The organism is Gluconacetobacter diazotrophicus PA1 5 (assembly GCF_000021325.1).
Taxonomy (GTDB): Bacteria; Pseudomonadota; Alphaproteobacteria; order Acetobacterales; family Acetobacteraceae; genus Gluconacetobacter; species Gluconacetobacter diazotrophicus.
This window is the reverse complement of sequence record NC_011365.1, coordinates 3,649,496-3,676,161: the sequence shown is the minus strand read 5'-3', so window position 1 is coordinate 3,676,161 and position 26,666 is coordinate 3,649,496. Positions and strand designations below refer to the sequence as shown.

Here is a 26,666-nt window from a genome sequence, read left to right as displayed (position 1 = left end):
TGCTTATACCAACTCCTGTTTGTTAAAACCCATGTGCCCATTGTCGTAGCCCGAGGGACATGATGCGCCAGGGCTGGTCGACGAGCTGGTTCCAGGCGTGGCAGCAGATATCGACGATGTCGTCGTAGGTGCGGAAGATCCGGTTCGACAGCCAGGTATTGCGCATGAACTGCCAGACGTTTTCCACCGGATTGAGTTCGGGCGAGCGTGGCGGGAGCGGCAGGATGGTGATGTTGGCGGGGATATCGAGTTTCGGGCTGGTATGCCACGCTGCCTGATCGACGATGAGGATAGCGTGAGCGCCCGGCGCTACGGCCTGCGAGATCTCGTCGAGATGCCGGTTCATGGCGTGGAGGTTGCACCAGGGCAGGACGAGGGCCGCTCCCTTGCCTAGCGCCGGACAGATCGCTCCGAAGATCCAGGCCGAACGTGTGCGCTGATCGGCAGGCGCGCGTGGACGGGTGCCGCGTCTGGCCCAGCGGCGCGTCAGCTTCGTTTTCTGGCCGACCCTCGCCTCGTCGCCCCACCAGAGTTCGATGGCCTTGCCGGGATGCCGGGCCCGGATCCCGGCCATGACGTCGGGGAAGCTTTTTTAAAAACGTCCTGGGCCTCGGGATCCTGGGCATGGTGCCGGGGGCGTCCCGTCAGAAGGCGGAAGTCGAGGCCCCGGATAACGGCGCTCAGCCGGCTGCGCGAAAGAGAGACGCCGAATTCCTCATAAAGCCATTGCCCCAGATCAGCCTGCCGCCAGCGCACCACCCCATGCACGGCAGCGATCGGGCCGTCCTCGATCCGGCGCATCAGCGCTTCCAACATGGCTGGTGTCAGGCGGGGAACGACACCGCCCCCATGATGATCCCGCACGCCATCCGGGCCCTCGGCGTTGAAACGCACCACCCAGTCCCGCACAATCTGCCGATCCGTCCCAGCCAGTCGTGCCGCGTCTCCGCGTGACGCACCATCGTAGATCGCCGCCAGCGCCAGAAGCCGACGCGCCTGGCCCGCATGCCTCGTTGTCCGCGCCAGAGCACGCAGTCCCGCCGCATCATAATCCTCACGCAACGCTAACGCCCCGCCCATTCGGATGCCTCCCGCCCGGTTCGGCATCCTGTGAATCACAGCTCGTTCCAGAACGATACCGTCAGGCAATCACATATGAGTCAGGGCGGACCGGAGTTGGTATTAATTGCATACCGCATGGCGGGACACCTCTCCTTCAAGATTCCAGCCGAATTTCTTCGGCGGACGGAAGAACTGGCAGCCTATCGCAATGCCGAAAAGTCGGTCGAAAGTTCTCTTCCCGTCACGGGAATGTTCGGAAAACTGCGGCATTTCGATTTTGAGTTCGAGGGCAAGCGCTACGTGGTGGACTGTCTCGGCCTCGAGTATTGTTTGCACCGACACCAATATTTTTACGATCAGGACGGTATCCGAATCGCACCTGAGCAAGGCGATACTGTCATCGATGGTGGCGCCTGCACGGGAGATACAGCGATCGTATTCTCGAATGCGGTAGGGGCGGAAGGAAAAGTCTATTCCTTCGACCCCGTCCAGGAACACATCGATATATTGACGTACAACGCCAATCAGTTCCCCTATCACAACGTCGAAATCATGCCCTATGGCCTTTCGAACCGTGAAGTGAAGGCGGCACCGATCATAACGAACTACTATGCACCCGGATTTTCGTCCGCAACTCCGAACATTCCACTGACGTCCCTCGATATTCTGGTCAGGCAGGGGACGATCGGAAAAATCGACTTCATCAAGCTTGATGTGGAAGGAGCCGAACTGGACACGCTAAAGGGGGCCGAAGACAGCATTCGAAAATTTCGGCCCAAAATGGCCGTTTCCCTTTATCACAAGCCGAATGATATTTTTGAGATAATCAATTATATAAAAACAAACTTTGATTTTTATAGTTTGCATTTGGGACACTATACGATTCATTCAGAAGAAACCGTTTTATATTGCCGCCCTATCCCGGTCTAATAGTGAAAATCTCCTCCGACCGTTATGACCAACACGAGATCAGGTGTACCACCTGATCTCGTGTTCTATTTATCCTAGCGATAGATCGGGAAGCGCGCGCACAGGGCGCGGACCTTGTCGTGCACCGCCTGTTCGGTGGCGGGGCATCCGTCCTCGCCCTTGCCGGCCATGGCGGTCAGGACCTCGTCGATCATCTCGCCCACCGCGCGGAATTCGTCGGTGCCGAAGCCGCGCGCCGTGGCGGCGGGGCTGCCCAGGCGAATCCCCGACGTGATCGCCGGCTTTTCCGGGTCGAACGGCACCGCGTTCTTGTTCGCGGTGATCCCGGCGCGTTCCAGGCTGCGTTCGGCGGCGCGGCCCGTGACCTTCTTGGGGCGCAGGTCCACCAGCAGCAGGTGGCTGTCCGTGCCCCCCGTCACGATGTCGAACCCGCGCGACAGCAGCGTTTCCGCCAGCACGCGGGCATTCGCCGCCACCGCTTCCTGATAGGCGCGGAATTCCGGCTGCAGCGCCTCGCCGAACGCCACGGCCTTGGCCGCGATCACGTGCATCAGCGGGCCGCCCTGCAGCCCGGGGAAGACCGCCGAGTTGATCTTCTTCGCCAGGTCCGCGTCATTCGTCAGGATCAGGCCGCCGCGCGGGCCGCGCAGGGTCTTGTGCGTCGTGCTGGTCACCACATGCGCATGCGCCATCGGCGAGGGATACAGGCCCGCCGCGACCAGTCCGGCATAATGGGCCATGTCGACCATCAGGTAGGCCCCGACTTCGTCCGCGATGGCGCGGAAGCGGGCGAAATCGATCGCGCGCGGATAGGCCGAGCCCCCCGCCACGATCAGCTTCGGCTTCTCGGCCCGGGCCAGGCGCTCCATCTCCTCGTAATCCAGCAGCCCGTCCTCGCGCCGCACGCCGTACTGCACCGCGCGGAACCATTTGCCGGAATAGTTCGGCGCCGCCCCGTGCGTCAGGTGGCCGCCCGCCGCCAGGCTCATGCCCAGGATGGTATCGCCCGGGCTGACCAGCGCCATGAACGCCGCCTGGTTCGCGTTGGCGCCGGAATGGGGCTGCACGTTCGCGAAGCCCGCGCCGAACAGCGTCTTCACCCGCTCGATGGCCAGGCTCTCGACCTTGTCCACCTCGGCGCAGCCGCCGTAATAGCGGCGGCCGGGATAACCCTCGGCGTATTTGTTCGTCAGCACGCTGCCCTGCGCCTGCAGCACCGCCTCGGACACCATGTTCTCGCTGGCGATCAGTTCGATTCCGTCGCGCTGGCGCTCCAGTTCACCCGCGATGATCTCCGCGACCAGGGGATCGCGTTCGGCAAGCGGGGAGCGGAAATAGGCGTGCAACCCGCTCTGGCTCATCTGGTCCGGCATCGTTATATTCTCCAGTTCCTTCAACGCCGCAGCCAGTCACCGGAAGAGTTCCAATGGCCCTTGCACATGCGTCAATGTGATTTCGCGCATTCTAGCGTCTCCACGTCGGCGAGGCCACACAACGATGCCCGTTGGCCGCCGTTCCGCGTTTCATCGACCCGCTTTTCACCACCCCCGCTTCGGGGGGCCGCTTTTTCAGGAGACGCATTGCATGGCGCAGCCGCCCGCTAACCCGCCGACTTCCAGCCTGCTTCGCCGCAAACGAATCGAAATCCCCGCCGACGCGCAGGGGCTGCGGCGGGTCCTGGGGCCGGGCAGCCTGATCGCGCTGGGAATCGGTTGCACGATCGGCGCCGGGCTGTTTTCGCTGACCGGCATCGCCGCGTCGGAAAACGCCGGCCCCGCCGTCGTGCTGTCCTATATCGTCGCGGCCATCGCCTGCGGCTTCGCGGGCCTGTGCTACAGCGAACTGGCCAGCATGATCCCCATCGCCGGCAGCGCCTATACCTATGCCTACATGGCGCTGGGCGAGGTCGTGGCCTGGATCATCGGGTGGGACCTGGTGCTGGAATACGCCGTCGGTGCCGCCGCGGTGTCGGTAAGCTGGTCGCGCTATGTCACGTCGCTGCTGGGGGGATGGGGAATTTCCCTGTCGCCCCGGCTGGTGGCCTCGCCGTTCGAAGCGGTGGTATTGCCCGACGGCAGCCATGTCGCGGGAATCATGAACCTGCCCGCCGCCTTCATCATCTGCGTCGTGTCGCTGCTGCTGATTCGCGGGGTGTCGGAATCGGCACGGGTCAACAGCGCCATCGTGGTGGTGAAGCTGGCGATCATCGTCGCGGTGATCGCGTTCGGCCTGCCCTATATCAAGACCGCGAACTACGTGCCCTTCATCCCCGCCAATACCGGCACGTTCGGCCATTTCGGCCTGTCGGGCATCATGCGCGCGGCGGGCACCATCTTCTTCGCCTATGTGGGCTTCGACGCCGTGTCCACCGCGGCGCAGGAAGCCCGCAATCCCGCCCGGGACATGCCCATCGGCATCCTGGGCAGCCTGCTGATCTGCACCGTGGCCTATGTGGCGTTCTCGCTCGTGCTGACGGGGCTGGTGAATTACAAGGACATGCTGGGCGATGCGGCGCCGGTGGCCACGGCCATCGACCAGACGCCATTCGGCTGGCTGAAGCTGGCCGTGAAGTTCGGCATCATCTGCGGCTTCACCTCGGTACTGCTGGTCCTGCTGCTGGGCCAGAGCCGCGTCTTCTACGCCATGGCGCGTGACGGGCTGCTGCCGGGGCTGTTTTCGTCCATCCATCCGCGGTGGCGCACGCCGTGGTATTCCAACCTGCTGTTCATGGTCATCACCGGCGGGCTGGCCGCCTTCCTGCCGATCGACCAGCTTGCGCACATGACGTCGATCGGCACCCTGCTGGCCTTCGTCATCGTCTGTATCGGGGTGATGTTCCTGCGCCGCAGCGCGCCGGACATGGAACGCCGCTTTCGCGTGCCCGGCGGCCCGGTGATTCCGGTGCTGGGCATCGTCTGCTGCCTGGCGGTCATGCTGTCGCTGGACCGGCTGACCTGGGTCCGGCTGGTGGTCTGGCTGATCGTCGGCATGGCGATCTATTTCGGTTACAGCCGGCGCAGCAGCCATCTGGCCCGGGGCGCATAGGCGCCCCGCTGCCCGAAGCTGGCGGGACAGGTGGACGCGGTCCATACTGCCCCACCTGGCCCCGCCCATCTGGGCCCCCGCCAATTTCGGAGTTCGCTTTCATGACGCTCGGCCGCTTTCCCGCCACCCGTCCGCGCCGCAACCGCCAGGACGATTTCACCCGACGCCTGGTCGCGGAAACGACGCTGACGGTCGACAACCTGATCTGGCCGATCTTCGTCATGGAAGGCACCGACACGCAGACCGAGGTCGCCTCGATGCCCGGCGTGCGCCGGGTGACGCTGGACCGGCTGGCGGCCCATGTCGAACCGGCGGCGGCGCTGGGCATTCCGGCCCTGGCGCTGTTCCCGATCACCCCCACCTCCCTGCGCGACGCGGAGGGGACCGAGGCGATGAACCCCGACAACCTGATGTGCCGGGCGGCGCGCGTGCTGAAGCGTGAATTCCCCGACATGGGCCTGATCGGGGACGTGGCGCTGGACCCCTATACCGACCATGGGCATGACGGACTGATCCGCGACGGATATGTCGTCAACGACGAATCCGTCGCCGTCCTGTCGCGGCAGGCGGTCAACCAGGCGGCGGCCGGCATCGACATCATCGCGCCGTCCGACATGATGGACGGCCGCATCGGCGTCATCCGCCGCGACCTGGACGCGCAGGGCCTGACCGGCACGCGGATCATGTCCTATGCCGCCAAATATGCCAGCGCGTTCTATGGCCCGTTCCGCGACGCGCTGGGATCGGGCGGGCTGCTGAAGGGCGACAAGAAGACCTACCAGATGGACCCGGCCAACAGCGACGAGGCCCTGCGCGAGGTGGAGCAGGACCTGGCCGAGGGGGCGGACATGGTCATGGTCAAGCCCGGGATGCCGTATCTGGACATCATCCGCCGGGTCCATGACCGCTTCGCGGTGCCGACCTTCGCGTACCAGGTATCGGGCGAATACGCGATGCTGACCGCAGCCATGGACCATGGCTGGCTGGACCGCGACCGCACCATGCTGGAAAGCCTGATGGCCTTCCGCCGCGCCGGCGCCAGCGGGGTGCTGACCTATTTCGCGGTGGACGCCGCACGCCGGCTGCGGGGCGGCTGACCCGACCCGGCCGGGGGAACAGCCTCTTTCATCCAGACGTCACAAATCCTCGCTCACGCGGCGGATTGTGATGCAAACCGGGCCCTGTACCGTTACCATCCGTTTCGGAGCGGTACCGCGTGGCGCCAGGAGACATGCGGACCCGTCGCCGTTGGCCCCTGACATCGGCCGTGGGGGCGCTGAATCCCGTCGAGGAGGCGTATGACCTATACATCGCCGCGTCGTCCGCAACTTTTCTACACGACCGCCCCCATGCCGTGTCCCTATGTCGCAGGCCGGATGGAACGCAAGGTGGTGACCGACATTGGCGGGCCGGACGCCGAACGGCTGCATAACCGCCTGTCACGCGCCGGTTTCCGGCGCAGCCACACCATCGCCTATGCCCCGGTCTGCCCGTCCTGCAGCGCGTGCGTGCCCATCCGGGTGCCGGTGGCCTCCTTCGCGCCCGACCGCACGCAGCGCAGGACCCTGCGCCGCAATGCGACGATCGAGGGGTTCGAGGTTCCGGCCCACGCCACGACCGAGCAATTCACCCTGTTCCAGCGCTACCAGTTCGCCCGCCATGCCGAGGGCGACATGGCGGCGATGAATTTCTACGATTACCGGGCGATGATCGAGGACACCCCGATCGACACGATGATGATCGAGTTCCGCACGCCCGAGGACCGGCTGGTCTGCGTCAGCCTGATCGACCGGCTGGATGACGGGCTGTCGGCGGTCTACAGCTTCTTCGACCCCACGATGGACGCCCGCTCGCTGGGGTCCTACGCGATCATGCACCTGATCGCGCACACGCGGCGGCTGGGGCTGCCCTATCTCTATCTGGGCTACTGGATTCGCGACAGCGCCAAGATGGCGTACAAGGCCCGCTTCCAGCCGGCGGAAATCCTGTTCCACGGCGCCTGGACGCCGCTGGACCGCGACCGCCTGCCCGAGGAAGGCGATCGCGGGCCCGCCCGCTTCCCGGCCAGCCTGACCGAGTAGACCGGCCTACCCGCCGGCCGGGGTCTTCGGCTTGGGCTTGCGGGTCGCCCAGGCCGGGGCGGGTCGGCCGACATCGGCGCGCTTGCCCAGATAGTCACGGAAATCGGCAAAGGGACGGATTCGCGCCGGATCGGGCCACGCCGCGCCGTCCGTCGAGGACAGGAGGCAGGCGTCCATCAGGCCGCCTTCCTTGTATTTCTGCAAGGCCACGCCCAGGCCGCGCGCCATTTCCGGCAGTTGCGCTACCGGGAAGACCAGCATGCGCCGGTTCTGCCCCAGCACCACGACGTGGTCGCCCTCGACCGGCAGGCAGATCCGCGCACTTTCGGCATCCTTCAGGTTCAGCACCTGCTTGCCGGTACGCTTTTCGGCCACCAGGTCCTCGTCGCGGATCACCAGGCCCCGCCCGGCGCTGGAAGCCAGCAGGTGGCGCGTGCCCTCGCGCACCGGGAAGACCGCCACCAGATCCTCGTCATTCGACAGTTCGATCAGCAGGCGGATCGGCTGGCCGTCGCCGCGCCCGCGCGGCAGGTCGGCGGCGCGCAGGGTGAAGGCACGGCCGTCGGTGGCGAAGACGCACAGCCGGTCGGTGGACTGGCATTCCACCGCCAGGCGGAACCCGTCGCCTTCCTTGAATTTCTGCGTCGTCGGGTCGATGCCGTGGCCCTTCAGCGTCTTGACCCAGCCCTTGGCGGACAGGATCAGGGTCAGCGGCTCACGCTCCACCGCCTCGATGGCCGACAGTTCGATCGCGCGCGGCGGGGCGGCCAGTTCGCTGCGCCGCGTGCCCAGCGCGCCGGCGCCGAATGCCTTGCGGATGGCCTTCACTTCCTCGGTGATCTTCTTCCAGCGCAGGGGCTCGCTGTCCAGCAGGGCCGTCAGGTCGCCGCGTTCGGCCGTCAGCGCCGCGTGTTCCTTGCGGATTTCCAGTTCCTCGAGCCGGCGCAGGCTGCGCAGGCGCATGTTCAGGATCGACTCGGCCTGCAATTCGGTCAGCGAGAACGTGGCCATCAGCCCGGCCTTGGCGTCGTCTTCTTCGCGGATGATGCGAATGACTTCATCCAGGTTCAGATAGACGGCCAGGAACCCGTCCAGGATTTCCAACCTGCGGTCCACCGCCTGCAGCCGGTGGCGGCTGCGGCGTTGCAGCACATCATGCCGATGGTCCAGCCACGCGAGCAGGACCTCGCGCAGGCTGCGTACGCCGGGCACGCGGTCGGCGCCCAGCACGTTCATGTTCAGGGCGAAGCGGCTTTCCAGCGCGGTGGCGCGAAACAGCGTTTCCATCAGCACTTCGGGTTCCACACCGCGCGACTTGGGCTCCAGCACCAGGCGGATGTCGGTCGTGCTTTCGTCGCGGATATCGCCCAGAAGCGGCAGCTTCTTCTGTTCCATCAGGTCGGCGATCTGCTCGATCAGGCGGGATTTCTGCACCTGGTACGGAATTTCCGTCACCACGACCTGCCAGGTGCCGAATCGGCCCTGCTCGACCGACCAGCGGGCGCGGATGCGCATGCTGCCGCGCCCGGTCTCGTAGGCCTGCAACAGGGTCGCGCGGTCCTCGACGATCAGGCCGCCGGTCGGGAAGTCCGGACCGGGCATGTCCTCCATCAGGTCCGCCACCGTCGCATCAGGCGACCGGATCAGCCTGATCGCGGCCGAACAGATCTCGCCGACATTATGGGGGGGAATGCTGGTGGCCATGCCGACCGCGATGCCGGCCGCGCCGTTGGCCAGCAGGTTCGGAAAGGCCGCCGGCAGGACAACGGGTTCCTGCTCCTCGCCGTCATAGGTCGGGCGGAAATCGACCGAATCGTCGTCGATCCCTTCCAGAAGGGCGCGCGCGACCTCGGTCATCCGGGCTTCGGTATAACGCATCGCCGCCGCGTTATCGCCGTCGATCGAGCCGAAATTGCCCTGCCCCTCGACCAGTGGGTAGCGGACGGCGAAATCCTGCGCCAGGCGCACCAGCGCCTCGTAGACCGAAGCATCGCCGTGGGGGTGGTATTTACCGATGACGTCGCCGACGACGCGGGCGCATTTCTTGAACCCCGATGTCGGGTCCAGGCGCAATTGCCGCATCGCATAGATCATCCGGCGATGCACCGGCTTCAGCCCGTCGCGCACGTCGGGCAGCGAACGCGACATGATGGTGGACATCGCATAGGCCAGGTACCGCTCGCTCAACGCGTCCGCGAGACGGGTTTCCTCGATATGGCCGCTGGTATCCACTGACATGCGCACTCCTCCTGTCCCGGGAACAGATAGAGAAAATCCGCGATTTGTCCATCGCGTGCGTGCCTCAATCGTCGGGGTGGAGGGCGCCGGGCTGAAGGGCATCGATCATATCCACCAGCCGCAACCGCGCGGGCGGCAGCGGGCGATGGCGCTGGCCGAAGGCGTCACGGGCCAGGAAATGCCCGGTCAGGCGCAGCCCGTCCCGCCAGTCCTGGACGGTGCCGGGATCGGATTCGTTCAGGAACAGCGGCGGCAGGCGCAGCAGGCGCGGCCGCCATTCCCCCGCCGCCGCGTCGCTGACCGCGCGCCCGGTCCGGGGCGAGACCCAGGCCAGTTCCGCGCTGCCCCCCGTCACCGCGCATGCCGACAGGTCCATGCCATAGCCCAGGTCGCCGAGCAGGCAGGCCTCCCACCGCAGCAGGGCCGCCATGCCGCCCCACCCGGCCATGTCGGGGTCGAGGCTGAGCAGGCTGAAGAAGCGGGTCAGCAGGTGGAAGATACGGGGATGGGGTTCGCGCTCGGGCAGGGTGCCGTCGGCCACCGCGCAGGCCGAGGCCAGCATCGCCAGGGCCAGCGGCGCGGACATCAGCCGCGCGGCGGACCCATGGACCAGTTCGCCGGACAGATTGCCCAACTGGTCCGGCAGGCGCCCCCGCCAGGAGGCGCGGATCAGGTTACCGGGCTGCCACAGCGCGCGGTTGGCGCGGGCGGTGCCCCCACGGGCCAGGCCGTGGACCAGGCCGAGATCCTCGGTCAGCAGATGGACGATGGCGCTGCTTTCGCCATAGGGGGACGCAGACAGCACAAGGGCGGGTGCCTCCCATTCCATCAGGAAGGCCCCGCCCCGTTCAGGCTGCGATCAGAGGGTCGCGTGCCGGTCAGACGCCGGCCGCCTTGGCGACCTCGGCCGCGAAGTCGTTCTCTTCCTTCTCGATGCCTTCACCGAGCTGGAAGCGATCGAAGCCGCTCAGCTTGGCGCCGGCCTTCTGGACGACCTTGCGGACGGTGCTTTCGCCGTCATGCACCCAGACCTGCTCCAGCAGGACCACTTCCTCGTAGAACTTGCGGATGCGGCCTTCGACCATCTTCTCGATGATCGCTTCGGGCTTGCCGGAGGCACGGGCCTGCTCGACCAGCACCGCACGCTCGCGCTCCAGCGACGCGGGATCGACGCTGTCGATGTCCAGCGCGGCCGGGCGGGTGGCGGCGACATGCATGCCGACCTGGCGGCCCAGCAGTTCCAGCGCCTCGCTCTCGGACGGGGCTTCGATGGCGGCCAGGACGCCGATCTTGCCCAGGCCCGGACGGACGGCGGAATGGATGTAGCTGGCGACGACGCCCGACGGCACGCTCAGCACGCGGGCGCGGCGGATCGACATGTTCTCGCCGATCGTCGCGATCAGGTGGGTCAGCTCGTCAGCGACGGTGCGGCCGCTGTCCAGCACCACGGCCTTGATCTTCTCCAGGTCCTCGCCGGCGGTCAGCGCAGCGCGGGCCACGGCCTCGACGAACGCCTGGAAGCTCTCGTTGCGCGCGACGAAGTCGGTTTCGGCGTTCACTTCGACCATCGCGGCAGCGCGGGGGGCCGAGGCCACGGCCACCAGGCCCTCGGCCGTCACGCGGCCCGACTTCTTCGCGGCCGCCGCCAGGCCCTTGGTGCGCAGCCAGTCGATCGCGCCCTCGATCTCGCCGCCGGCCTCGTTCAGGGCCTTCTTGCAGTCCATCATGCCGGCACCGGTCTTCTCGCGAAGTTCCTTCACCAGGGCTGCGGTAATCTCCGCCATATGCGTCACTCCTCAAGGCAGGCGCGCGCCCTGCCGTGACGGCAGGGCGCGCCCTTGCATCTGTCATCGTGAAGATCCCACCCCGCGCCGCCCGGGCGGCGCGGGGTGGGACCCGTCAAACTCCAGTCCGCGACACTCAGGCCGCGGGGGCAGCCTCGGCCGCGGCGGCTTCGGCCGCCGTGTCGACCGGCAGTTCCTCGGCGGCGCCGAAATCCTGGCCCGACGCGCCCAGCTCGGCCGAGATGCCGTCCAGCACCGCGCCCGACACCAGTTCGCAATACAGGGCGATGGCGCGGATGGCGTCGTCATTGCCCGGGATCGGGAAGGTCACGCCGCGCGGATCGGAATTGCTGTCCAGGATCGCGACGACCGGGATGCCCAGCTTGTTGGCTTCCTCGACGGCCAGCTTCTCCTTGTTCGTGTCGATCACGAACAGGATGTCCGGCAGGCCGCCCATCTCCTTGATACCACCCAGCGACCGCTCCAGCTTCTCGCGGTTGCGGGTGATGTCCAGGATTTCCTTCTTCGTCAGGCCGTGCGTGTCCCCGGTCAGCATGTCGTCGATCTGGCGCAGGCGCTTGATCGAACCGGTGATGGTCTTCCAGTTCGTCAGCATGCCGCCCAGCCAGCGGTGGTTGACGTAATACTGGCCGGACCGCTTCGCGGCCTCGGCGATCTGGTCGGCGGCGGCGCGCTTGGTGCCGACGAACAGGACGCGGCCACCGCCGGCGACGGTGTCACGGATCGCCTTCAGCGCGCGGTCCAGCATCGGCACCGTCTGCTGCAGATCGATGATGTGAACCTGGTTGCGCACGCCGAACAGGAACGGCGCCATGCGCGGGTTCCAGCGGCGGGTGTGGTGTCCGAAATGAACGCCGGCTTCCAGCAGCTGGCGCATCGTGAAATCGGGCATAGCCATGATCGGCCAAATCCTTGATCTTCTGGTTGGTCCTCCGCGAAGCGCCGGTCCCGGGGGAAATCCCGCAGGACACCAGAGGCACTGCTTCGCGTGCGAATTGCCGGCCGAGGGGCCGACGGGCGTCGATATGACCTTTTTTGCCGTGCAATGCAAGCGCGGCGCGGCGGGAAACTGCCCCTATCCCTGTTCGACCCGGGCCACGCCGGCGACGGCCTTGATCATCTGGGCCATGCGCGGCGTGACGCGATAGGCGCCGCCCAGCCGCACCTCGACATCGCGGGTTTCGGCCACCGACGGCAGCAGGATGACCTTGCCGCGCCCCCCCTTCTCCTCGGACAGGATGGCGTGGATCGGGGTGATCGCGTCCTCGCGGTCGAACCAGATGCGCAGTTCCGCCGCCGCGTCGGCCGCCGCCTGTTCCAGCGCCACCACGTCGCTGCCGGTGATGCGCAGGGCCTCGCCGTCCAGGCGCAGATCGGCCGTCACCAGCACGGCGGTGCCGGCGGTCAGGATGTCGCGGGTGCGCGACAGGACCTCGGAAAACAGCGTGACCTCGCACCCGCCGCTGGAATCGGACAGGCGCACCCAGGCCATCTTGCTGCCGGTGCGGGTCGGGCGTTCCTTGCGGTCGACCACGCAGCCGGCGATCTTGACCCGCGTCAGCCCGGCCTGGGCGGCGGCCTCCAGCGCCGTGGCGCGCACGGCCCCCAGGCGGCGCAGCAGCAGGCCGTATGAATCGAGCGGATGCGCCGTCAGGTGGAAGCCGATGGCCTCGGCCTCCATCCCCAGCCGTTCGAATTCCGGCCAGTCGGTCACGTCCGGCAGGCGCAGCGGTTCCGGCGCCGGCGTGGGCCCTCCGCCGCCGAACAGGCCGATCTGGCCGCTCGCGGCCTCCTGCGCCTGGGTATTGGCGCGGCGCAGGACCGTCTCCGCCGCCGCCGCGACCAGGGCGCGGTTGGGCACCACCGTGTCGAAGGCCCCGGCCTTGGCCAGGTTTTCGATCTGCATCTTGTTCAACTGGCGCGGGTCCACACGCGCCGCCAGGTCCGACAGGTCGGCGAACGGACGGTCGCCGCGCGACGCCACCAGGGCCTCCATCGCCGCGAATCCGACCTTCTTGACCGCCGCCAGCGCGTAGCGGATGCCCAGGCGGCCGTCGGCCAGGCGCTCGACGGTGAAATCCGGCCCCGATGCGTTGATGTCGGGCGGCAGGACGGGAATGCCCAGCCGCTCGGCCTCCTGCCGCAGGGCCGCCAGCTTGTCGGTCTTTTCCCGCGCCAGAGACATGCAGGCGGCCAGGAACGGCACCGGATGGTTCGCCTTCATCCACGCCGTCTGGTACGACACCAGCGCATAGGCGGCGGCGTGGGATTTGTTGAAGCCGTAATCCGCGAACTTGGCCATCAGGTCGAAGACCTCGGCCGCCTTCTCGGGGTCGATGCCGCGACCGACCGCGCCCTCGGTGAAGATCTCGCGCTGCTTGTCCATCTCGGCGCGGATCTTCTTGCCCATCGCGCGGCGCAGCAGGTCGGCACCGCCCAGGCTGTAGCCCGCCATCTTCTGGGCGATCTGCATCACCTGTTCCTGGTAGACCATGATGCCGTAGGTCTCTTCCAGGATCGAGCGGATCTCCTCGTGCGGGGGCTCCCACGCCTCGCCGTGCTTGCGGCGGCAGTAATCGGGGATGTTGGCCATGGGGCCGGGACGGTAGAGCGCCACGGCGGCGATCAGGTCCTCCAGCCGCGTCGGGCGCATCTGCTTCAGCACGTCGCGCATGCCCGCGCCTTCGAACTGGAACACGCCGCCCGTGTCGCCGCGCGCCAGCATCTCGTACGTCGGGGCGTCGTCCAGCGGCAGCGTGGTCAGATCGACCGTCACGTCCAGCCCCTTCAGGAACTGGCAGGCGCGCTGCAGGATGGTCAGGGTGGTCAGGCCCAGGAAGTCGAACTTCACCAGCCCCGCCTGCTCGACGAACTTCATGTTGTACTGGGTGACCAGCATGTCGCTCTTGGGATCGCGGTAGAGCGGCACCAGTTCGACCAGTTGCCGGTCGCCGATCACGACGCCGGCCGCATGGGTGCTGGCGTGGCGGTACAGCCCTTCGAGCTGGAGCGCGATTTCCATCAGGCGGCGGATCGCCTCGTCGGTATCGCGCATCTCCTGCAGGCGGGGCTCGCCGTCGATCGCCTGTTTCAGGGTCACGGGCTTGGCCGGATTGTTGGGGATCAGTTCCGCGACCTTGTTGACCATGCCGAACGGCAGGCCCAGCACGCGGCCCACGTCGCGTACCGCCGCCCGGGCCTGCAGCTTGCCGAAGGTGATGATCTGCGCCACGCGGTCGGGACCGTATTCGCCGCGGACGTAGCGGATGACCTCGTCCCGCCGGTCCTGGCAGAAATCGATGTCGAAGTCGGGCATCGACACGCGTTCGGGGTTCAGGAACCGTTCGAACAGCAGGTTGAAGGGAATCGGGTCGATATCGGTGATCGTCAGCGCCCAGGCCGCCAGCGACCCCGCCCCCGATCCGCGCCCCGGCCCCACCGGAATGTCATGCGCCTTCGCCCACTGGATGAAGTCCGCGACGATCATGAAATAGCCGGGGAAGCCCATCTTCGCGATGATATCCAGCTCGAACGTCAGCCGGTCGCGATAGACCTGACGGGTCGCGTCATCCATGTCCATGCGCGCCAGCCGGCGGGCCAGCCCGTCCTCGGCCATGGCGCGCAGGGTCTGCTCCTCGGTCGCGCCCGGCTGCACCTTGGGGCAGACCGGCAGCAGGGGCTTGCGGGTTTCCACCCGCACCGCGCAGCGCCGGGCGATGGCCAGCGTGTTGTCGCAGGCTTCCGGCAGGTCCGCGAACAGGTCGCGCATCATCGCGGGGGGCTTGAACCAATGTTCCGGCGTGACCCGCCAGCGGTCGCGCTCGGCCATCGTGCGGCCCTGGGCGATGCACAGCAGCGCGTCATGCGCCTCGTACATCTCCGGCCGGGGGAAGAAGCATTCGTTGGTCGCGACCAGCGGCAGGCCCATCCGGTCGGCCAGCGCGATCATGCCGGGTTCGACCGCCTTTTCGACCGGCAGCCCGTGCCGGTGCAGTTCGACCGCCAGCCGGTCTCCGAAGGCGGCGTGCAGCCGTTCCAGCCACTGCGCGACCTCGTCCTGCTGCCCGTCGGCCAGCATGCGGAACAGCGGGCCGCGCGTGCCGCCGGTCAGCAGGATCAGTCCCTCCGCCCGCTCGCACAGCACGTCCAGCGTCACCGTCGGCTCGGCGGTGTCGCCCGTCAGGAACCCCTGCGAAGACAGGTATTGCAGGTTCATCAGCCCGGTTTCGTCCTGCGCCAGCAGGACGACGGGCTCGGCCGGCGCGCCGGGCTTGTCGTTGCGCGGCGGCAGGCCGACCTGACAGCCGATGATCGGCTGCACCCCCTTGCCCGAGCAATATTGCGAGAATTCCAGCGCCCCGAACAGGTTGCCGGTATCGGTGATCGCCACCGCCGGCATGCGCATGTCCTGCGCCAGGGACGCGATCTCGGGGATGCGGATCGCCCCCTGGCTGAGCGAATAGGCGGAATGAACGCGAAGATGGACGAAATCGGCGTGGGGCATGGCGCGATCCTACGCCACGGGGGCCACGTCCACCAACCGTCCGTCGCGCAGGGTCACGACGCGGTCCATGCGGGCGGCCAGGGCCTCGTTATGGGTCGCGATCAGGGCGGCCACGCCCTCGCCCCGGACCATGCGCAGCAATTCGTCGAACACCGCGTCCGAGGTGTGGACGTCCAGGTTGCCGGTCGGTTCGTCCGCCAGCAGGATGCCCGGCCGGTTGGCCAGCGCGCGGGCGATGGCCACGCGCTGCTTTTCGCCCCCCGACAGGCGACCGGGCAGATGGTCCAGCCGGTGCGCCAGCCCGAACGAGCCCAGCAGCGCGTCCGCCCGGGCACGGGCGTCGGCCCTGGCCACACCCGCGATCAGTTGCGGCAGCACCACGTTTTCCCGCGCCGTGAATTCCGCCAGCAGGTGATGGAACTGGTAGACGAAGCCGATGCGGCGGCGGCGGATGGCCGTGCGCCCGGAATCGTCCAGGCGCCCCGCATCCTGGCCGCCGACCAGGACCTGCCCGCGATCAGGGGATTCCAGCAATCCGGCCAGATGCAGCAGGGTCGATTTGCCGGTGCCCGACGGCGCGACCAGGGCCACGATCTCGCCCGCGCGCAGGGTCAGGTCCGCGCCCTGCAGCACGTCCAGCCGCTCGTCCCCGCTGTGGAACGTGCGCCAGACGTCGGACAGCACCAGCGGGTCCCGGCCAGCCTCATTCACGGTCTCACTCATGGCGCAGGGCCTCGACGGGATCGGTCCGGGCGGCACGCCAGGACGGGTAGAGCGTGGCCAGCAGCGACAGGACCAGCGCCATGACGATGACCTCGGACACCTGGGACCAGACCAGCTTGGCCGGCAGATGTTCCAGGTAATAGATTTCCGGGTTGAACAGGTTGGTCCCGGTCAGCGATTGCAGCCCCTGCCGGATGCGTTCGATATTCAGGCAGAACACGATGCCCAGCACGGTGCCGACCACCGTGCCCGTCACGCCGACCGAGGCCCCGCACATCAGGAAGATGCGCATGATCGCCCCCCGGCTGGCGCCGATGGTGCGCAGCACCGCGATGTCGCCGGTCTTGTCCTTGACCATCATGATCAGGGACGAAATCACGTTGAAGGCCGCCACCAGCACGATCAGGGTCAGGATCAGGAACATCACGTTCTGTTCCACCGTGACCGCGCCGAAGAAGGCGTTGTTGCTCTGTGTCCAGTCCAGCACGCGGATGCGCGGGTCGGCGACGGCCTGCTCGATCGCCATGCGCACCGGCTGGACGTTCGTCGCATCCCGGGTCGTCACCTGGACCTGCGTCACCTGGGCGGGCATTTCGAAATAGATCTGCGCCGCCGGCAGCGGCAGGAAGACGTAGCTGGAATTATAGTCGTGCATTCCGGCATCGAAGATCGCGACCACGCGATAGGCGCGGATGCGCGGCATGGTGCCGAAGGGCGTCGCCGCACCGTTGGGCGAGATCAGCGTCAGCTTCGACCCCACGGAAAGCCCGGCCCGTTCCGCCAGGGTCACGCCGACGATGATCGCATCATTGCCCGCGAAATCGTCCAGCGACCCGGCGATGAGGGAATCGCTGATTTCATGCAGGTCGTGCAGCCCGGCGCGGGTCATGCCCCGTACCATCCCGCCCGCGTTGTAGCTGCCGGAATTGAGCAGTACCTGCCCTTCGATCAGCGGTGTGGCGGTGACGACGCCAGGCACCTGCCGCACGGTCGCCGCCAGGTCGTCGTAGTTCTGGATGGTGCGGGTCACGCCGAACAGGCTGAGATCGCCGTTCAGGCCGAGAATCCGCCCCATCAGGTCGGCCTTGAACCCGTTCATCACCGACATGACGATGATCAGCGTGGCCACACCCAGCGCGATGCCGACCAGCGAGAAAATGGCGATGACGGACACGAACCGCTCACCCTTGCGGGCACGCAGGTACCGGCCGGCAACCGCCCGTTCGAACGGACCGAACATCGATCAGCCCCCGAGGATTCGGGCCAGGGCGTCATCCACCGACAGTTCGAACCGCGCGCCGTCGGCGCGGCGCTTCAGTTCCACCTTGCCCTCCTTGGCGCCCCTGGGGCCCACGATGACCTGCCACGGATGGCCCATCAGGTCGGCATCGGCGAACTTCACGCCCGCGCGCTCGCCCCGGTCGTCATACAGGAAGGATTCGGGGGCGGCGGCGTACACCTGTTCGCAGATCGCGTCGCAGGCCGCATCCCCCGTCTTCAGGTTCAGGATCGCGGCGCGGAAGGGGGCCACGCTGTCCGGCCAGATGATGCCGTTATCGTCATGGCTGGCCTCGATGATCGCGGCGACTAGGCGCGACACGCCGATGCCGTACGAGCCCATTTCCGGATAGAGCGGCGCGCCGTCCGGACCGCTGACGGTGATATCCATCGATTCGGTGTATTTGCGGCCGAAATGGAAGATGTGCCCGACTTCGATGCCCCTGCCCTCGCGCCGGCGCTCGGCGGGGACGTCGGCCCAGGCGGCCTCGTCATGCTTTTCGTCGGTCGCGGCATAGAACGAGGTCATGCGGGTGAAGAACGCATCCAGCGATTCGCGGTCGTCGATATCCACCGGGTCGGACAGCCAGTCCTGTTCCTCGAACGCGCCGTCGAAGAACACGCCGCTTTCGCCCGTGGGCGCCAGGATCAGGAATTCGTGGCTCAGTTCGCCACCGATCGGGCCGGTATCGGCCACCATCGGGATGGCCCGGACACCCAGGCGCTGGAAGGTGCGCAGGTAGGCCAGCATCATCCGCCGGTACGAATCGACGGCCGACGCGTAATCGAGGTCGAAGCTGTAGGCGTCCTTCATCAGGAACTCGCGGCCGCGCATCACGCCGAAGCGCGGACGGACCTCGTCACGGAATTTCCACTGGATATGGTACAGGACCTGCGGCAGTTCGCGGTACGACTTGACCACCTGGCCGAACAGGTCGGTGATCATTTCCTCGTTGGTCGGGCCGTACAGCAGTTCGCGCTCGTGCCGGTCCTGGATGCGCAGCATTTCGGGGCCGTAGGCGTCATAGCGGCCCGACCGCTTCCACAGTTCCGCCGACTGGACGGTGGGCATCAGCAGTTCCTGCGCGCCGATCGCGTCCTGTTCCTCGCGCACGATCCGGGCGATGTTCTGCAGCACGCGCCAGCCGGCCGGCAGCCACGCATAAATCCCCGCCGCCGTCTGGCGGATCAGACCGGCCCGCAGCATGAGCCGGTGCGAGATGACCTGCGCCTCGGCAGGATTCTCCTTGAGAGTGGGCAGGAAGCCGCGGGACAGACGCATACCGTTATCAACCTCGGAAAAACCGGCGGACGCCGGGCGGATCGTGAAACAGGAGAAGACGAATACGCCAGAATCCGGGCCGCCGCCACGCCCCACCGGCAGGTATCCGTCCACCCCTACACCCAGGCGTGAAACCCGGCCCGTTCAACAACTGCGTGAGGCAGGTGACAGGCCCGCCGCAGCCTCCTACAGTCCCGCCCGTCTGATCCGGTCGTGACGATACGCCGGGTCTAGGGAAAAAAACGTCCGGGAACGGCAGGAAGGGCGACCGCCTTTCCTGCCGTAATCCTTTAGGGCCCGATCCCTTCAGATATACCCACAAAAGTCGGTCCGGAAACGTGGTCTGGTGAGCGAGAGTGCCGCAAAGCGGCACGCCCGTCGCGTGTTTCCGAGCATCGCAGCGGAGCGGCCTTGTGGGCCGTGAGCAGCGAAGCGCAGGAAACGCGCGTCGGATCGCCACCAGAGCGCGTTTACGGACCGACTCAGACGCGGAGGAGGTGGACGTCGACCAGCGGCCGCTTCTGCAGCTTGCGGCCCAGGGCGCGGCGGAGCGCGGTCTTCGCGGCCTCGCGGAAGGTGGTGTCGTCGCGGCGCAGTTCGTCGGGGATTTCGTCCAGGGCGTCACCGAATTCCTCGGTCATGCGCGAGGTTTCCGGGTCCTCGGGGTCCAGCAGGCCCGGCGCGCTGACCTTGGGGTCGCCGATCAGGTAGCCCTCATCATCCACCGCGAAGCTGCCGATGACCATGCCGTTGAACAGCATGCGCCGACGGGCGGCCAGCACCCCGCCATTGATCGGCAGCAGGCGGCCGCCGTCCAGCACCAGGCGGCCGGTCGGCGCGGTGTCCACGACCTCGACCGCGCCGGGGGCCAGGTTCAGGATGTCGCCGTCTTCCAGCAGGATGGGGGACACACCCTTTTCCCGCGCGATGGCGGCATTGGCGGTCAGGTGGCGCCATTCGCCATGGACCGGCACCGCGAAGCGCGGCCGCACCATGTCGAACAGGCGCCGCACGTCGCCGCCGGTGGCGTGGCCGGACACATGCACCAGATGATCGCGGTCGGTCAGCACGCGTACGCCGCGGCGGGTCAGGTTGTCCTGCACCTGCATGACCGCCTGTTCGTTCCCCGGGATCATGCGGCTGCTGTAGATGACGGTATCGCCCTGGCCCAGCGAGATGTTGGGATGGCTGTCGCTGGCGATGCGCGACAGGGCCGAGCGCGGCTCGCCCTGGCTGCCGGTGATGATCAGCACTACCTCGTCATCCGGCAGCGAATTGGCTTCCTGTTCCGACAGGAAGGGCGGCACATCGACCAGGTAGCCGCATTCCCGCGCCGCCACGTCCAGGTTACGCAGCGACCGGCCGACGATCACCACCGAACGCCCGGCGGCCTGCGCCGCCTTGGCGATGGTTTCCACCCGCGCCACGTTGCTGGCGAAGCAGGTCACGGCAATCCGCCCCTGCAGCGAACCGATCAGGTCGGTCATGCCGCGCCGCACGTCGGCCTCGGACGCCGAAGGGCCCTGGGTCATCACGTTGGTGCTGTCGCAGACCAGGGCCAGCACGCCCTCGTCGCCCAGCGCCTCGAACGCCGCGATGTCGGTCGGCGGCCCGACCATCGGGGTGGGATCGAACTTCCAGTCGCCGGTATGCACCACGATGCCCTGCGGCGTGCGCAGGACCAGCGCCTGGGCCTCGGGCACCGAATGGGTGACGGGGATGAAGCGCAGGTCGAACGGGCCGACCATGAATTCGCCGCCCGGGGGAATGATGTGGATCTTCACCTGCTGCTGCAGATGGGCCTCGCTCAGCTTGCGGCGCAGCACGGCGGCCGCGAACGGCGTGGCATAGACCGGGCAACCCAGGCGCGGCCACAGATGGGCGACAGCGCCCAGATGGTCTTCATGCGCGTGGGTGATGACCAGTCCGGCGAGATCCGCCTTGCGGTCGACGATGAAGACGGGATCGGGCATCAGGATCTCGGCTTCCGGCGTGTCGTTGCCGCTGAAGCCGATTCCGCAATCCACCGCCAGCCATGTGCCGCCCAGCCTGTAAAGGTTGAGATTCATGCCGATCTCGCCCGTTCCGCCCAAGGGCAGAAAGGCCAGACCATCACTCAAATCGTTCATAACCAAGTCCTTTTATACCAGAGCAGATCGTGATGGGGTTGATGGCCTCATCTTATGAATACGCTCGTTAAAATCAGTCTCATGCGTCGTCTGGACCTGCCGGTCCGCACCCATCGCGGACAAAGCCCTGTCCGCCAGAATTCCGTACCGCCGGATCGGGCGGCAATCCCGTATCGGCCCTGGCCCCATCCGAACCGACCGGAGCCGAAGGGTGCGCCTCCGCTCGACGATCGTCCCGGCCTGCCGTCAGGCCAAAAAAATTCAGGCGTCGCGCCTGTCACCGTCGATCCCGCCGGCACCTAGTCCAGCAGCAGGATTTCGCCGGTGGAAATCCGTTTCAGTCCGTCGGCGCAACGCAGCAGGAGCATGCCCTGCGCGTCCAGACCAGCGAACGAACCTTCTACCTGCCCGCTTTCAGCGCGCACCACAAGCCTTGTGCCCATGGGGTGCGCGTGCGCCAGCCACGCCTGCCGCACCGCTTCGAACCCCAGGCCGTCCCCCTGCCCGCCACAAACCGCCATCCAATGGTCCAGTCCGGCGCAGATCGCCCGTGCCACGATCTCCGGCTCGGGCGCCGTTCCGTATTCGGCGACACAGGCCAGGTCCCGTCCCGTAATGGCGGGGGCCGCCCGCAGATTGGCGCCGAACCCGATCACCAGCCATCGCCCGGACGAATCCGTGCCGGCCTCGATCAGGATTCCAGCCGCCTTGCGCCCTTCCAGAAGCAGGTCGTTCGGCCATTTCAGCCGGAGAGATATGGGGTGGGGAATCCAGGGTGCAATCGCCCCGTGGAAAGCCAGGCCGGCAATGAAGGGCCACAGCCCGACGGGCCATTCCCCTTTCCCGCCCGGCCGGAGCAAGACCGAAAACGCGAGGTTCCCGCCCGGGTCCTGCCAGTCCCGCCCCCGGCTGCCACGCCCGCGCGTCTGGCGGCGGGCCATGACGGCCAGGCCGGAGCGTTCGCCCTGCCCGGCCCGGGCCAGGCAGGTATCGGACGTCGAGTCCAGTTCGTCATGAATCTCCAGCCGCCAGGGTGTCGGCCCCGGCGGCGGTACGGGTGCGACCGGCGTCGCGCCGTTCACCTGAACAGGGCCTGGGCCGCCGCCTGCGCCGCGCTGGATACCGGTCCCAGCACCAGCAGGAAGCCGGTGGTGGCGATGCCCATGCCCACCGAGACGAAGGACAGCGACAGCGGCCGGCGATCGAGGGGGGCCGCGGCGTCGTCAAAGAACATCACCTTGACGATGCGGACATAGTAGTAGCCGCCGATCACGCTGCTGACGACGCCGATGGCCGCCAGGCCGAACAGGTGGGCGTTGATCGCGGCATAGAACACCATCATCTTGCCGAAAAACCCGGCCAGCGGCGGCGCACCCGCCATGCTGAACATGAAGATCGCCATGGCGGTGGCCAGGCCCGGATCGGTCTTGCCCAGCCCGGCCAGGTCGGCGATCCCGGTCACTTCACGCCCCTTGCGGCGCATGGCGATGATGACGGCGAAGGCGCCGACATTCATCAGCAGGTACGTGGTCAGATAGACCAGCGTGCCGCGCATGCCCTCGGCCGTGCCGGCGCACAGGCCCATCAGGGCGTAGCCCATATGGCCGATCGAGGAATAGGCCATCAGCCGCTTGATGTCGGTCTGGGGAATGGCCGCCAGCGAACCGAACAGCATCGAGAGCATCGAGACGCCTTCGACCAGGATCTGCCATTGCGGCGCGACATGGCCGAAGGGACCGGCCATGACCCGCAGCAGCAGCGCGAAGGCCGCGAATTTCGGCGCGCCGGCCATGTACGCGGTCACCGAGGTCGGCGCGCCCTGGTAGACGTCCGGTGTCCACATATGGAACGGCACCGCCGACAGCTTGAAGGTCAGCCCGGCCAGCATGAACACGATGCCGAACATCAGGCCCATCGGCACGGCGGTGGAACTGGTGCTGAGCGCCATCTGGATGCCGCCATATTCCATCGTGCCGGCATAGCCGTAGACCAGGGACGAGCCGTAGAGCAGCAGGCCGGAGGCCAGCGAGCCCAGGACGAAATATTTCAGCCCGGCCTCGCCGCCCCTGACCTCGTCCCGTGCGAAGGCGCAGAGGATGTAGATGGCAAGCGACGACAGTTCCAGGCCGATGAACAGCGTCATCAGGTTCTCGGACGACGCCATCATCATCGCACCCAGGGTCGAGAACAGCAGCAGGACGGGAAATTCGAACCGTTCCACCTTCATGTTCCGCGCGTAGCCGACCGTCAGCATGGTGGCGAATGCCCCGCCCGCCAGGCTGAGGATCTTCATGAAGCGGGCGAAATCGTCATTGACGAAGATATGGTTGTATCCGACCCCGTCCGGCGACATCACGACCAGGAAACCGGTCAGCACGAACGCGCCGATCGTCAGCATGGAGCAGGACAGGAACGGCTGCTCCTTCTTCTGCACCACGCCGAAGACGAGGATAGCGAGGCCACAGAGCGCCAGGACGATTTCCGGCAGTGCAAGTGTCCAGTTCATCGGTTCAGACCCGTTTCCCGGAAAGATCAGTGGAAGACCAGCATGGTGGAGACGAGCACCACCAGGCCGATCAGCATCGTGAAGGCATAGACCGCGATCGACCCGGTCTGGGTCCGCACCGCCTGGGTGGCGGTCCCCGCCGTCATGCGGGCCAGCCCCTGGGGGATGGCTTCGATCACGCCTTCGTCCGCGCCCTTCCAGAGCAGGCGCGCCAGGGCACGGTACGGCCGGACGAAGATGTGGTCATACAGTTCGTCGAAATACCATTTGTTCAGCAGGAACAGGTAAAACGGCCGCAGGCTGTTCGCCAGGACGGACGGTATCGCCGGGTTGGCCATGTAGCACAGGTAGGCCACCACGATGCCGGCGATCCCGGCGAAGGTCGGCACCAGGGCGATCAGTTCCGGCGTCTGTTCCAGCGTCGCGATGATGGTGTTGCCCGGCGCGTTCACGATCGCACCGTTCCAGAATGCCGCCTGGCCCGAGCCCACGAAATACGGCGCCAGCAGCAGGCCGGCGAGGACCGCCCCCAAGCCCAGCAGCACCAGCGGGATGGTCATCCAGGCGGGGCTTTCATGCGCGCCTTCATGCAGGTGCGCGTCGCGCGGCGTGCCGTGGAAGACCAGGAAGATCAGCCGCCAGCTATACAGCGCGGTGATGAATGCCGTGATGCAGCCCAGGCTCCAGGCATAGAAGCCCAGTCCGCTATGCGCCATCCAGGCCGCTTCCAGGATCGCATCCTTCGACCAGTATCCGGCGAAGGGGAAGATGCCCGCCAGCGCCAGGCTGCCCACCCACATCGCGCCGTAGGTCAGCGGAATCTTCTTCCACAGGCCGCCCATGCGGAACATGTCCTGTTCGTCATGCACGGCATGGATGACCGAGCCGGCGCCCAGGAACAGCAGCGCCTTGAAGAAGGCATGCGTCGTCAGGTGGAACACCGAGGCCTGATAGGCGCCGACCCCGACCGCCGCGAACATGTAGCCGAGCTGCGAGCAGGTGGAATAGGCGATCGTACGCTTGATGTCCGGCTGGACCAGGCCGACCGTGGCGGCGAAGAAGCACGTCGTCGCGCCGATGAACACGACGAAGGCCTTGGTGCCCGGGGCGAATTCCACCAGCGGCGACATGCGCGCCATCAGGAACACGCCCGCCGTGACCATGGTCGCGGCATGGATCAGGGCCGAGACCGGCGTCGGGCCTTCCATCGCGTCGGGCAGCCAGGTGTGCAGGAACAGCTGCGCCGACTTGCCCATCGCACCGATGAACAGCAGCATGCAGATGACTTCATAGATATGATGGGTGCCGAACAGCGTGAACGTGTCGTCGCCATGCGCCGGGACGAGCGCGAAGATATTGTCGTAGGTGACCGAGCCGAATTCCACGAACAGCAGGGCGATGCCCACCATGAAGAACAGATCGGCCACGCGATTGACCACGAACGCCTTGATCGCGGCGCTGTTCGCGCTGGGGCGGTCGTACCAGTAGCCGATCAGCAGGTAGCTGCACAGGCCCACGCCTTCCCACCCGAAGAAGAGCTGGACCAGGTCGTTGGACGTGACCAGCATCAGCATCGCGAAGGTGAAGAGCGAGAGGTATGAGAAGAACCGGTAGGTCGGCGTCGTCTCGTGCCCCATATAGCCGACGCTGTAGAGGTGAACGAGCGCCGAGACACAGGTCACCATCGCGACCATCGACAGCGACAGCGTATCCAGCCGCAGGGTCCAGGCGGCGTGGAAGCTGCCGGCACGGATCCAGTCCGCCAGTTGCACCACGACGGGCATGCCGCCGGCATGCATCGCCAGGAACAGCGCGCCGGCTCCGCACAGGGCGGCGATGATCATCAGGCCCGTGGTCAGCGCCTGGGCCAGGCCGTCCCCCAGCAGCCGGCCGAACAGGCCCGCCACGAGGGCAGCGAACAGGGGGCCGAGGACCGCGATCTCGAAAAGGTAGGATGCCGTTTCCATGACCCGCTCAACCCTTCATCATGGTGATGTCTTCGACCTCGATCGATCCGCGGTTGCGGAAATAGACCGTCACGATCGCCAGCCCGATCGCGGATTCCGCCGCCGCGATCGTCAGGACGAACAAGGTGAAGACCTGGCCCGACAGGTCGCCGAGCGCGGATGAGAACGCGACGAAATTCAGGTTCGCCGACAACAGGATCAGTTCGATCGACATCAGGATGATGATGACGTTCTTGCGGTTCAGGAAAATCCCGAACACGCCCAGCACCAGCAGGATGGCGCTGACCGTCAGGTACGGGCCGATGCCGATGCTTCCGAGTCCGCCGGTCATTGCGCCAGCCCTCCATGCGTATCACTGGGCGTCGTGCCGGGCGTTCCGCCGGCCGGGGCGGGCTGCGGCACGGCATCGGCGCTGACACCGTACGATCCGGGGACCGACGCGACGTAATAAGACTGCTTCGGACGGCGGTATCCGCCATTGTCCACGACGCCCTGCCCCAGCGGCAGGGCCATCATGTCCAGGGAATCCGCTGCCGTACGCTCGTGCTGGCGTTCGATGTTCTGCCGCCTGCCCACCGGGCGTTCGCGCAGCGTCAGCACGATGGCGCCGATCATGGCGACCAGCAGCACCAGGCCGCAGGATTCGAACAGGAAGATGTAATGCGTATACAGGACATCGCCCAGGGCCGCGGTATTGGTCCGCCCCGGGGTCGGCACCAGGTGCGACACGTCCGCGATGTTCCGCGCGACCTGCCAGTGCCCGAAGGCCAGCGCCAGCTCCGCGAACAGGACGGCGCCCACCGCCGCGCCGAAGGGCGCGTAGCGCTGCAGTCCCTCACGCATCTCGGTGAACCGGACGTCGAGCATCATCACGACGAACAGGAACAGGACCGCGACCGCGCCGACATAGACGATGACCAGGATCATCGCCAGGAACTCGGCGCCCGCAACCAGGAACAATCCGGCAGCGTTGAAGAACGCCAGGATCAGGAACAGGACAGAATGCACCGGATTGCGGGCGCTGACCACCATGCCGGCCGACAGGACCAGCACCGTCGCAAAGACGTAAAAGACGATTTGGGCCATCATCTGTGACCTTGCTGTTTGTAGCGGGGC

Annotated in this window: 20 protein-coding genes; 4 read left to right on the top strand and 16 right to left on the bottom strand. The window is 66.7% G+C overall.

Features of this window, described 5'->3' with window-relative positions; all coding sequences use genetic code 11:
- Positions 1 to 22 precede the first annotated feature (22 nt).
- Positions 23 to 1,080 (bottom strand): IS630-like element ISGdi4 family transposase gene (locus tag GDIA_RS18855; protein ID WP_157864088.1). Its coding sequence is split into 2 segments (ribosomal slippage): positions 23 to 588 and positions 588 to 1,080, totalling 1,059 coding nucleotides; the frame shifts between segments, so codons are not numbered across the junction.
- Between the two features lie 75 nt (positions 1,081 to 1,155).
- Here GDIA_RS18855 and GDIA_RS16860 point away from each other — a divergent pair.
- Complete coding sequence (locus tag GDIA_RS16860; protein ID WP_244410132.1) at positions 1,156 to 1,992, top strand: FkbM family methyltransferase; 837 nt, start codon at positions 1,156 to 1,158, stop codon at positions 1,990 to 1,992.
- Positions 1,993 to 2,066: 74 nt separating this feature from the next.
- Here the strand turns inward: GDIA_RS16860 and glyA are convergent, their stop codons facing one another.
- Entirely contained in the window at positions 2,067 to 3,365 is a 1,299-nt protein-coding gene (gene glyA, locus GDIA_RS16855) for a serine hydroxymethyltransferase (protein ID WP_012554899.1), read from the bottom strand.
- A gap of 211 nt (positions 3,366 to 3,576) precedes the next feature.
- Here glyA and GDIA_RS16850 point away from each other — a divergent pair, with 211 nt between their 5' ends.
- From GDIA_RS16850 to GDIA_RS16840, 3 genes are all read left to right on the top strand, one after another.
- Positions 3,577 to 5,037, top strand: a complete 1,461-nt coding sequence (locus GDIA_RS16850; protein WP_012554898.1) for an amino acid permease — start codon at positions 3,577 to 3,579, stop codon at positions 5,035 to 5,037.
- 101 nt (positions 5,038 to 5,138) lie between these two features.
- A complete protein-coding gene (gene hemB / locus GDIA_RS16845; protein ID WP_012227283.1) occupies positions 5,139 to 6,134 on the top strand; it encodes a porphobilinogen synthase in 996 nt (331 codons plus the stop codon).
- Positions 6,135 to 6,335: 201 nt separating this feature from the next.
- On the top strand, positions 6,336 to 7,118 hold the full coding sequence (locus GDIA_RS16840; RefSeq protein WP_012554897.1) for an arginyltransferase: 783 nt from the start codon (positions 6,336 to 6,338) through the stop codon (positions 7,116 to 7,118).
- 6 nt (positions 7,119 to 7,124) lie between these two features.
- On the opposite strand, the gene parC is transcribed toward GDIA_RS16840, so the two are convergent.
- From parC to GDIA_RS16770, 14 genes are all read right to left on the bottom strand, one after another.
- Positions 7,125 to 9,356 (bottom strand): DNA topoisomerase IV subunit A, encoded by a 2,232-nt coding sequence (parC, locus tag GDIA_RS16835; RefSeq protein ID WP_012554896.1) that lies wholly within the window; start codon positions 9,354 to 9,356, stop codon positions 7,125 to 7,127.
- 64 nt (positions 9,357 to 9,420) lie between these two features.
- The gene (gene recO / locus GDIA_RS16830) at positions 9,421 to 10,185 is read right to left on the bottom strand and encodes a DNA repair protein RecO (protein WP_012554895.1); all 765 of its coding nucleotides are present in this window, start codon (positions 10,183 to 10,185) and stop codon (positions 9,421 to 9,423) included.
- A 49-nt stretch (positions 10,186 to 10,234) separates the two neighbouring features.
- A complete protein-coding gene (tsf, locus tag GDIA_RS16825) occupies positions 10,235 to 11,140 on the bottom strand; it encodes a translation elongation factor Ts (protein ID WP_012554894.1) in 906 nt (301 codons plus the stop codon).
- Between the two features lie 136 nt (positions 11,141 to 11,276).
- Positions 11,277 to 12,059 (bottom strand): 30S ribosomal protein S2, encoded by a 783-nt coding sequence (rpsB, locus tag GDIA_RS16820; RefSeq protein ID WP_012554893.1) that lies wholly within the window; start codon positions 12,057 to 12,059, stop codon positions 11,277 to 11,279.
- Positions 12,060 to 12,236: 177 nt separating this feature from the next.
- Positions 12,237 to 15,665, bottom strand: coding sequence for a DNA polymerase III subunit alpha (gene dnaE / locus GDIA_RS16815; RefSeq protein WP_012554892.1), 3,429 nt, complete (start codon positions 15,663 to 15,665; stop codon positions 12,237 to 12,239).
- Between the two features lie 9 nt (positions 15,666 to 15,674).
- Positions 15,675 to 16,388 (bottom strand): ABC transporter ATP-binding protein, encoded by a 714-nt coding sequence (locus GDIA_RS16810; RefSeq protein WP_012227300.1) that lies wholly within the window; start codon positions 16,386 to 16,388, stop codon positions 15,675 to 15,677.
- Positions 16,381 to 17,628 (bottom strand): lipoprotein-releasing ABC transporter permease subunit, encoded by a 1,248-nt coding sequence (locus tag GDIA_RS16805; RefSeq protein WP_012227302.1) that lies wholly within the window; start codon positions 17,626 to 17,628, stop codon positions 16,381 to 16,383. The genes GDIA_RS16810 and GDIA_RS16805 overlap by 8 nt, the downstream gene beginning before the upstream one ends.
- 3 nt (positions 17,629 to 17,631) lie before the next feature.
- On the bottom strand, positions 17,632 to 18,948 hold the full coding sequence (gene proS / locus GDIA_RS16800; protein ID WP_012554891.1) for a proline--tRNA ligase: 1,317 nt from the start codon (positions 18,946 to 18,948) through the stop codon (positions 17,632 to 17,634).
- 482 nt (positions 18,949 to 19,430) lie between these two features.
- Positions 19,431 to 21,077, bottom strand: a complete 1,647-nt coding sequence (locus GDIA_RS16795; RefSeq protein WP_012554890.1) for a ribonuclease J — start codon at positions 21,075 to 21,077, stop codon at positions 19,431 to 19,433.
- Between the two features lie 299 nt (positions 21,078 to 21,376).
- Positions 21,377 to 22,159 (bottom strand): biotin--[acetyl-CoA-carboxylase] ligase, encoded by a 783-nt coding sequence (locus GDIA_RS16790; protein ID WP_012554889.1) that lies wholly within the window; start codon positions 22,157 to 22,159, stop codon positions 21,377 to 21,379.
- Entirely contained in the window at positions 22,156 to 23,583 is a 1,428-nt protein-coding gene (gene nuoN / locus GDIA_RS16785; RefSeq protein WP_012227309.1) for an NADH-quinone oxidoreductase subunit NuoN, read from the bottom strand. The genes GDIA_RS16790 and nuoN overlap by 4 nt, the downstream gene beginning before the upstream one ends.
- A 26-nt stretch (positions 23,584 to 23,609) precedes the next feature.
- The gene (gene nuoL, locus GDIA_RS16780; protein WP_012554888.1) at positions 23,610 to 25,550 is read right to left on the bottom strand and encodes an NADH-quinone oxidoreductase subunit L; all 1,941 of its coding nucleotides are present in this window, start codon (positions 25,548 to 25,550) and stop codon (positions 23,610 to 23,612) included.
- 7 nt (positions 25,551 to 25,557) lie between these two features.
- A complete protein-coding gene (nuoK, locus tag GDIA_RS16775; protein ID WP_012227311.1) occupies positions 25,558 to 25,881 on the bottom strand; it encodes an NADH-quinone oxidoreductase subunit NuoK in 324 nt (107 codons plus the stop codon).
- Positions 25,878 to 26,639 (bottom strand): NADH-quinone oxidoreductase subunit J, encoded by a 762-nt coding sequence (locus GDIA_RS16770; protein WP_012227313.1) that lies wholly within the window; start codon positions 26,637 to 26,639, stop codon positions 25,878 to 25,880. Before GDIA_RS16770 ends, nuoK begins: the two co-directional genes overlap by 4 nt.
- Between the last annotated feature and the right edge of the window lie 27 nt (positions 26,640 to 26,666).

Bases quoted from the DNA above. Each gene is read 5' to 3' on its own strand.
- recO (WP_012554895.1), bottom strand. From the start codon at position 10,185: ATGGAATGGGAGGCACCCGCCCTTGTGCTGTCTGCGTCCCCCTATGGC.
- GDIA_RS16810 (WP_012227300.1), bottom strand. From the start codon at position 16,388: ATGAGTGAGACCGTGAATGAGGCTGGCCGGGACCCGCTGGTGCTGTCC.
- rpsB (WP_012554893.1), bottom strand. From the start codon at position 12,059: ATGGCTATGCCCGATTTCACGATGCGCCAGCTGCTGGAAGCCGGCGTT.
- tsf (WP_012554894.1), bottom strand. From the start codon at position 11,140: ATGGCGGAGATTACCGCAGCCCTGGTGAAGGAACTTCGCGAGAAGACC.
- nuoN (WP_012227309.1), bottom strand. From the start codon at position 23,583: ATGAACTGGACACTTGCACTGCCGGAAATCGTCCTGGCGCTCTGTGGC.
- dnaE (WP_012554892.1), bottom strand. From the start codon at position 15,665: ATGCCCCACGCCGATTTCGTCCATCTTCGCGTTCATTCCGCCTATTCG.
- GDIA_RS16805 (WP_012227302.1), bottom strand. From the start codon at position 17,628: ATGTTCGGTCCGTTCGAACGGGCGGTTGCCGGCCGGTACCTGCGTGCC.
- GDIA_RS16840 (WP_012554897.1), top strand. From the start codon at position 6,336: ATGACCTATACATCGCCGCGTCGTCCGCAACTTTTCTACACGACCGCC.
- GDIA_RS16850 (WP_012554898.1), top strand. From the start codon at position 3,577: ATGGCGCAGCCGCCCGCTAACCCGCCGACTTCCAGCCTGCTTCGCCGC.
- GDIA_RS16770 (WP_012227313.1), bottom strand. From the start codon at position 26,639: ATGATGGCCCAAATCGTCTTTTACGTCTTTGCGACGGTGCTGGTCCTG.
- proS (WP_012554891.1), bottom strand. From the start codon at position 18,948: ATGCGTCTGTCCCGCGGCTTCCTGCCCACTCTCAAGGAGAATCCTGCC.
- nuoL (WP_012554888.1), bottom strand. From the start codon at position 25,550: ATGGAAACGGCATCCTACCTTTTCGAGATCGCGGTCCTCGGCCCCCTG.
- nuoK (WP_012227311.1), bottom strand. From the start codon at position 25,881: ATGACCGGCGGACTCGGAAGCATCGGCATCGGCCCGTACCTGACGGTC.
- GDIA_RS16860 (WP_244410132.1), top strand. From the start codon at position 1,156: ATGAGTCAGGGCGGACCGGAGTTGGTATTAATTGCATACCGCATGGCG.
- hemB (WP_012227283.1), top strand. From the start codon at position 5,139: ATGACGCTCGGCCGCTTTCCCGCCACCCGTCCGCGCCGCAACCGCCAG.
- glyA (WP_012554899.1), bottom strand. From the start codon at position 3,365: ATGCCGGACCAGATGAGCCAGAGCGGGTTGCACGCCTATTTCCGCTCC.
- parC (WP_012554896.1), bottom strand. From the start codon at position 9,356: ATGTCAGTGGATACCAGCGGCCATATCGAGGAAACCCGTCTCGCGGAC.
- GDIA_RS16795 (WP_012554890.1), bottom strand. From the start codon at position 21,077: ATGAACGATTTGAGTGATGGTCTGGCCTTTCTGCCCTTGGGCGGAACG.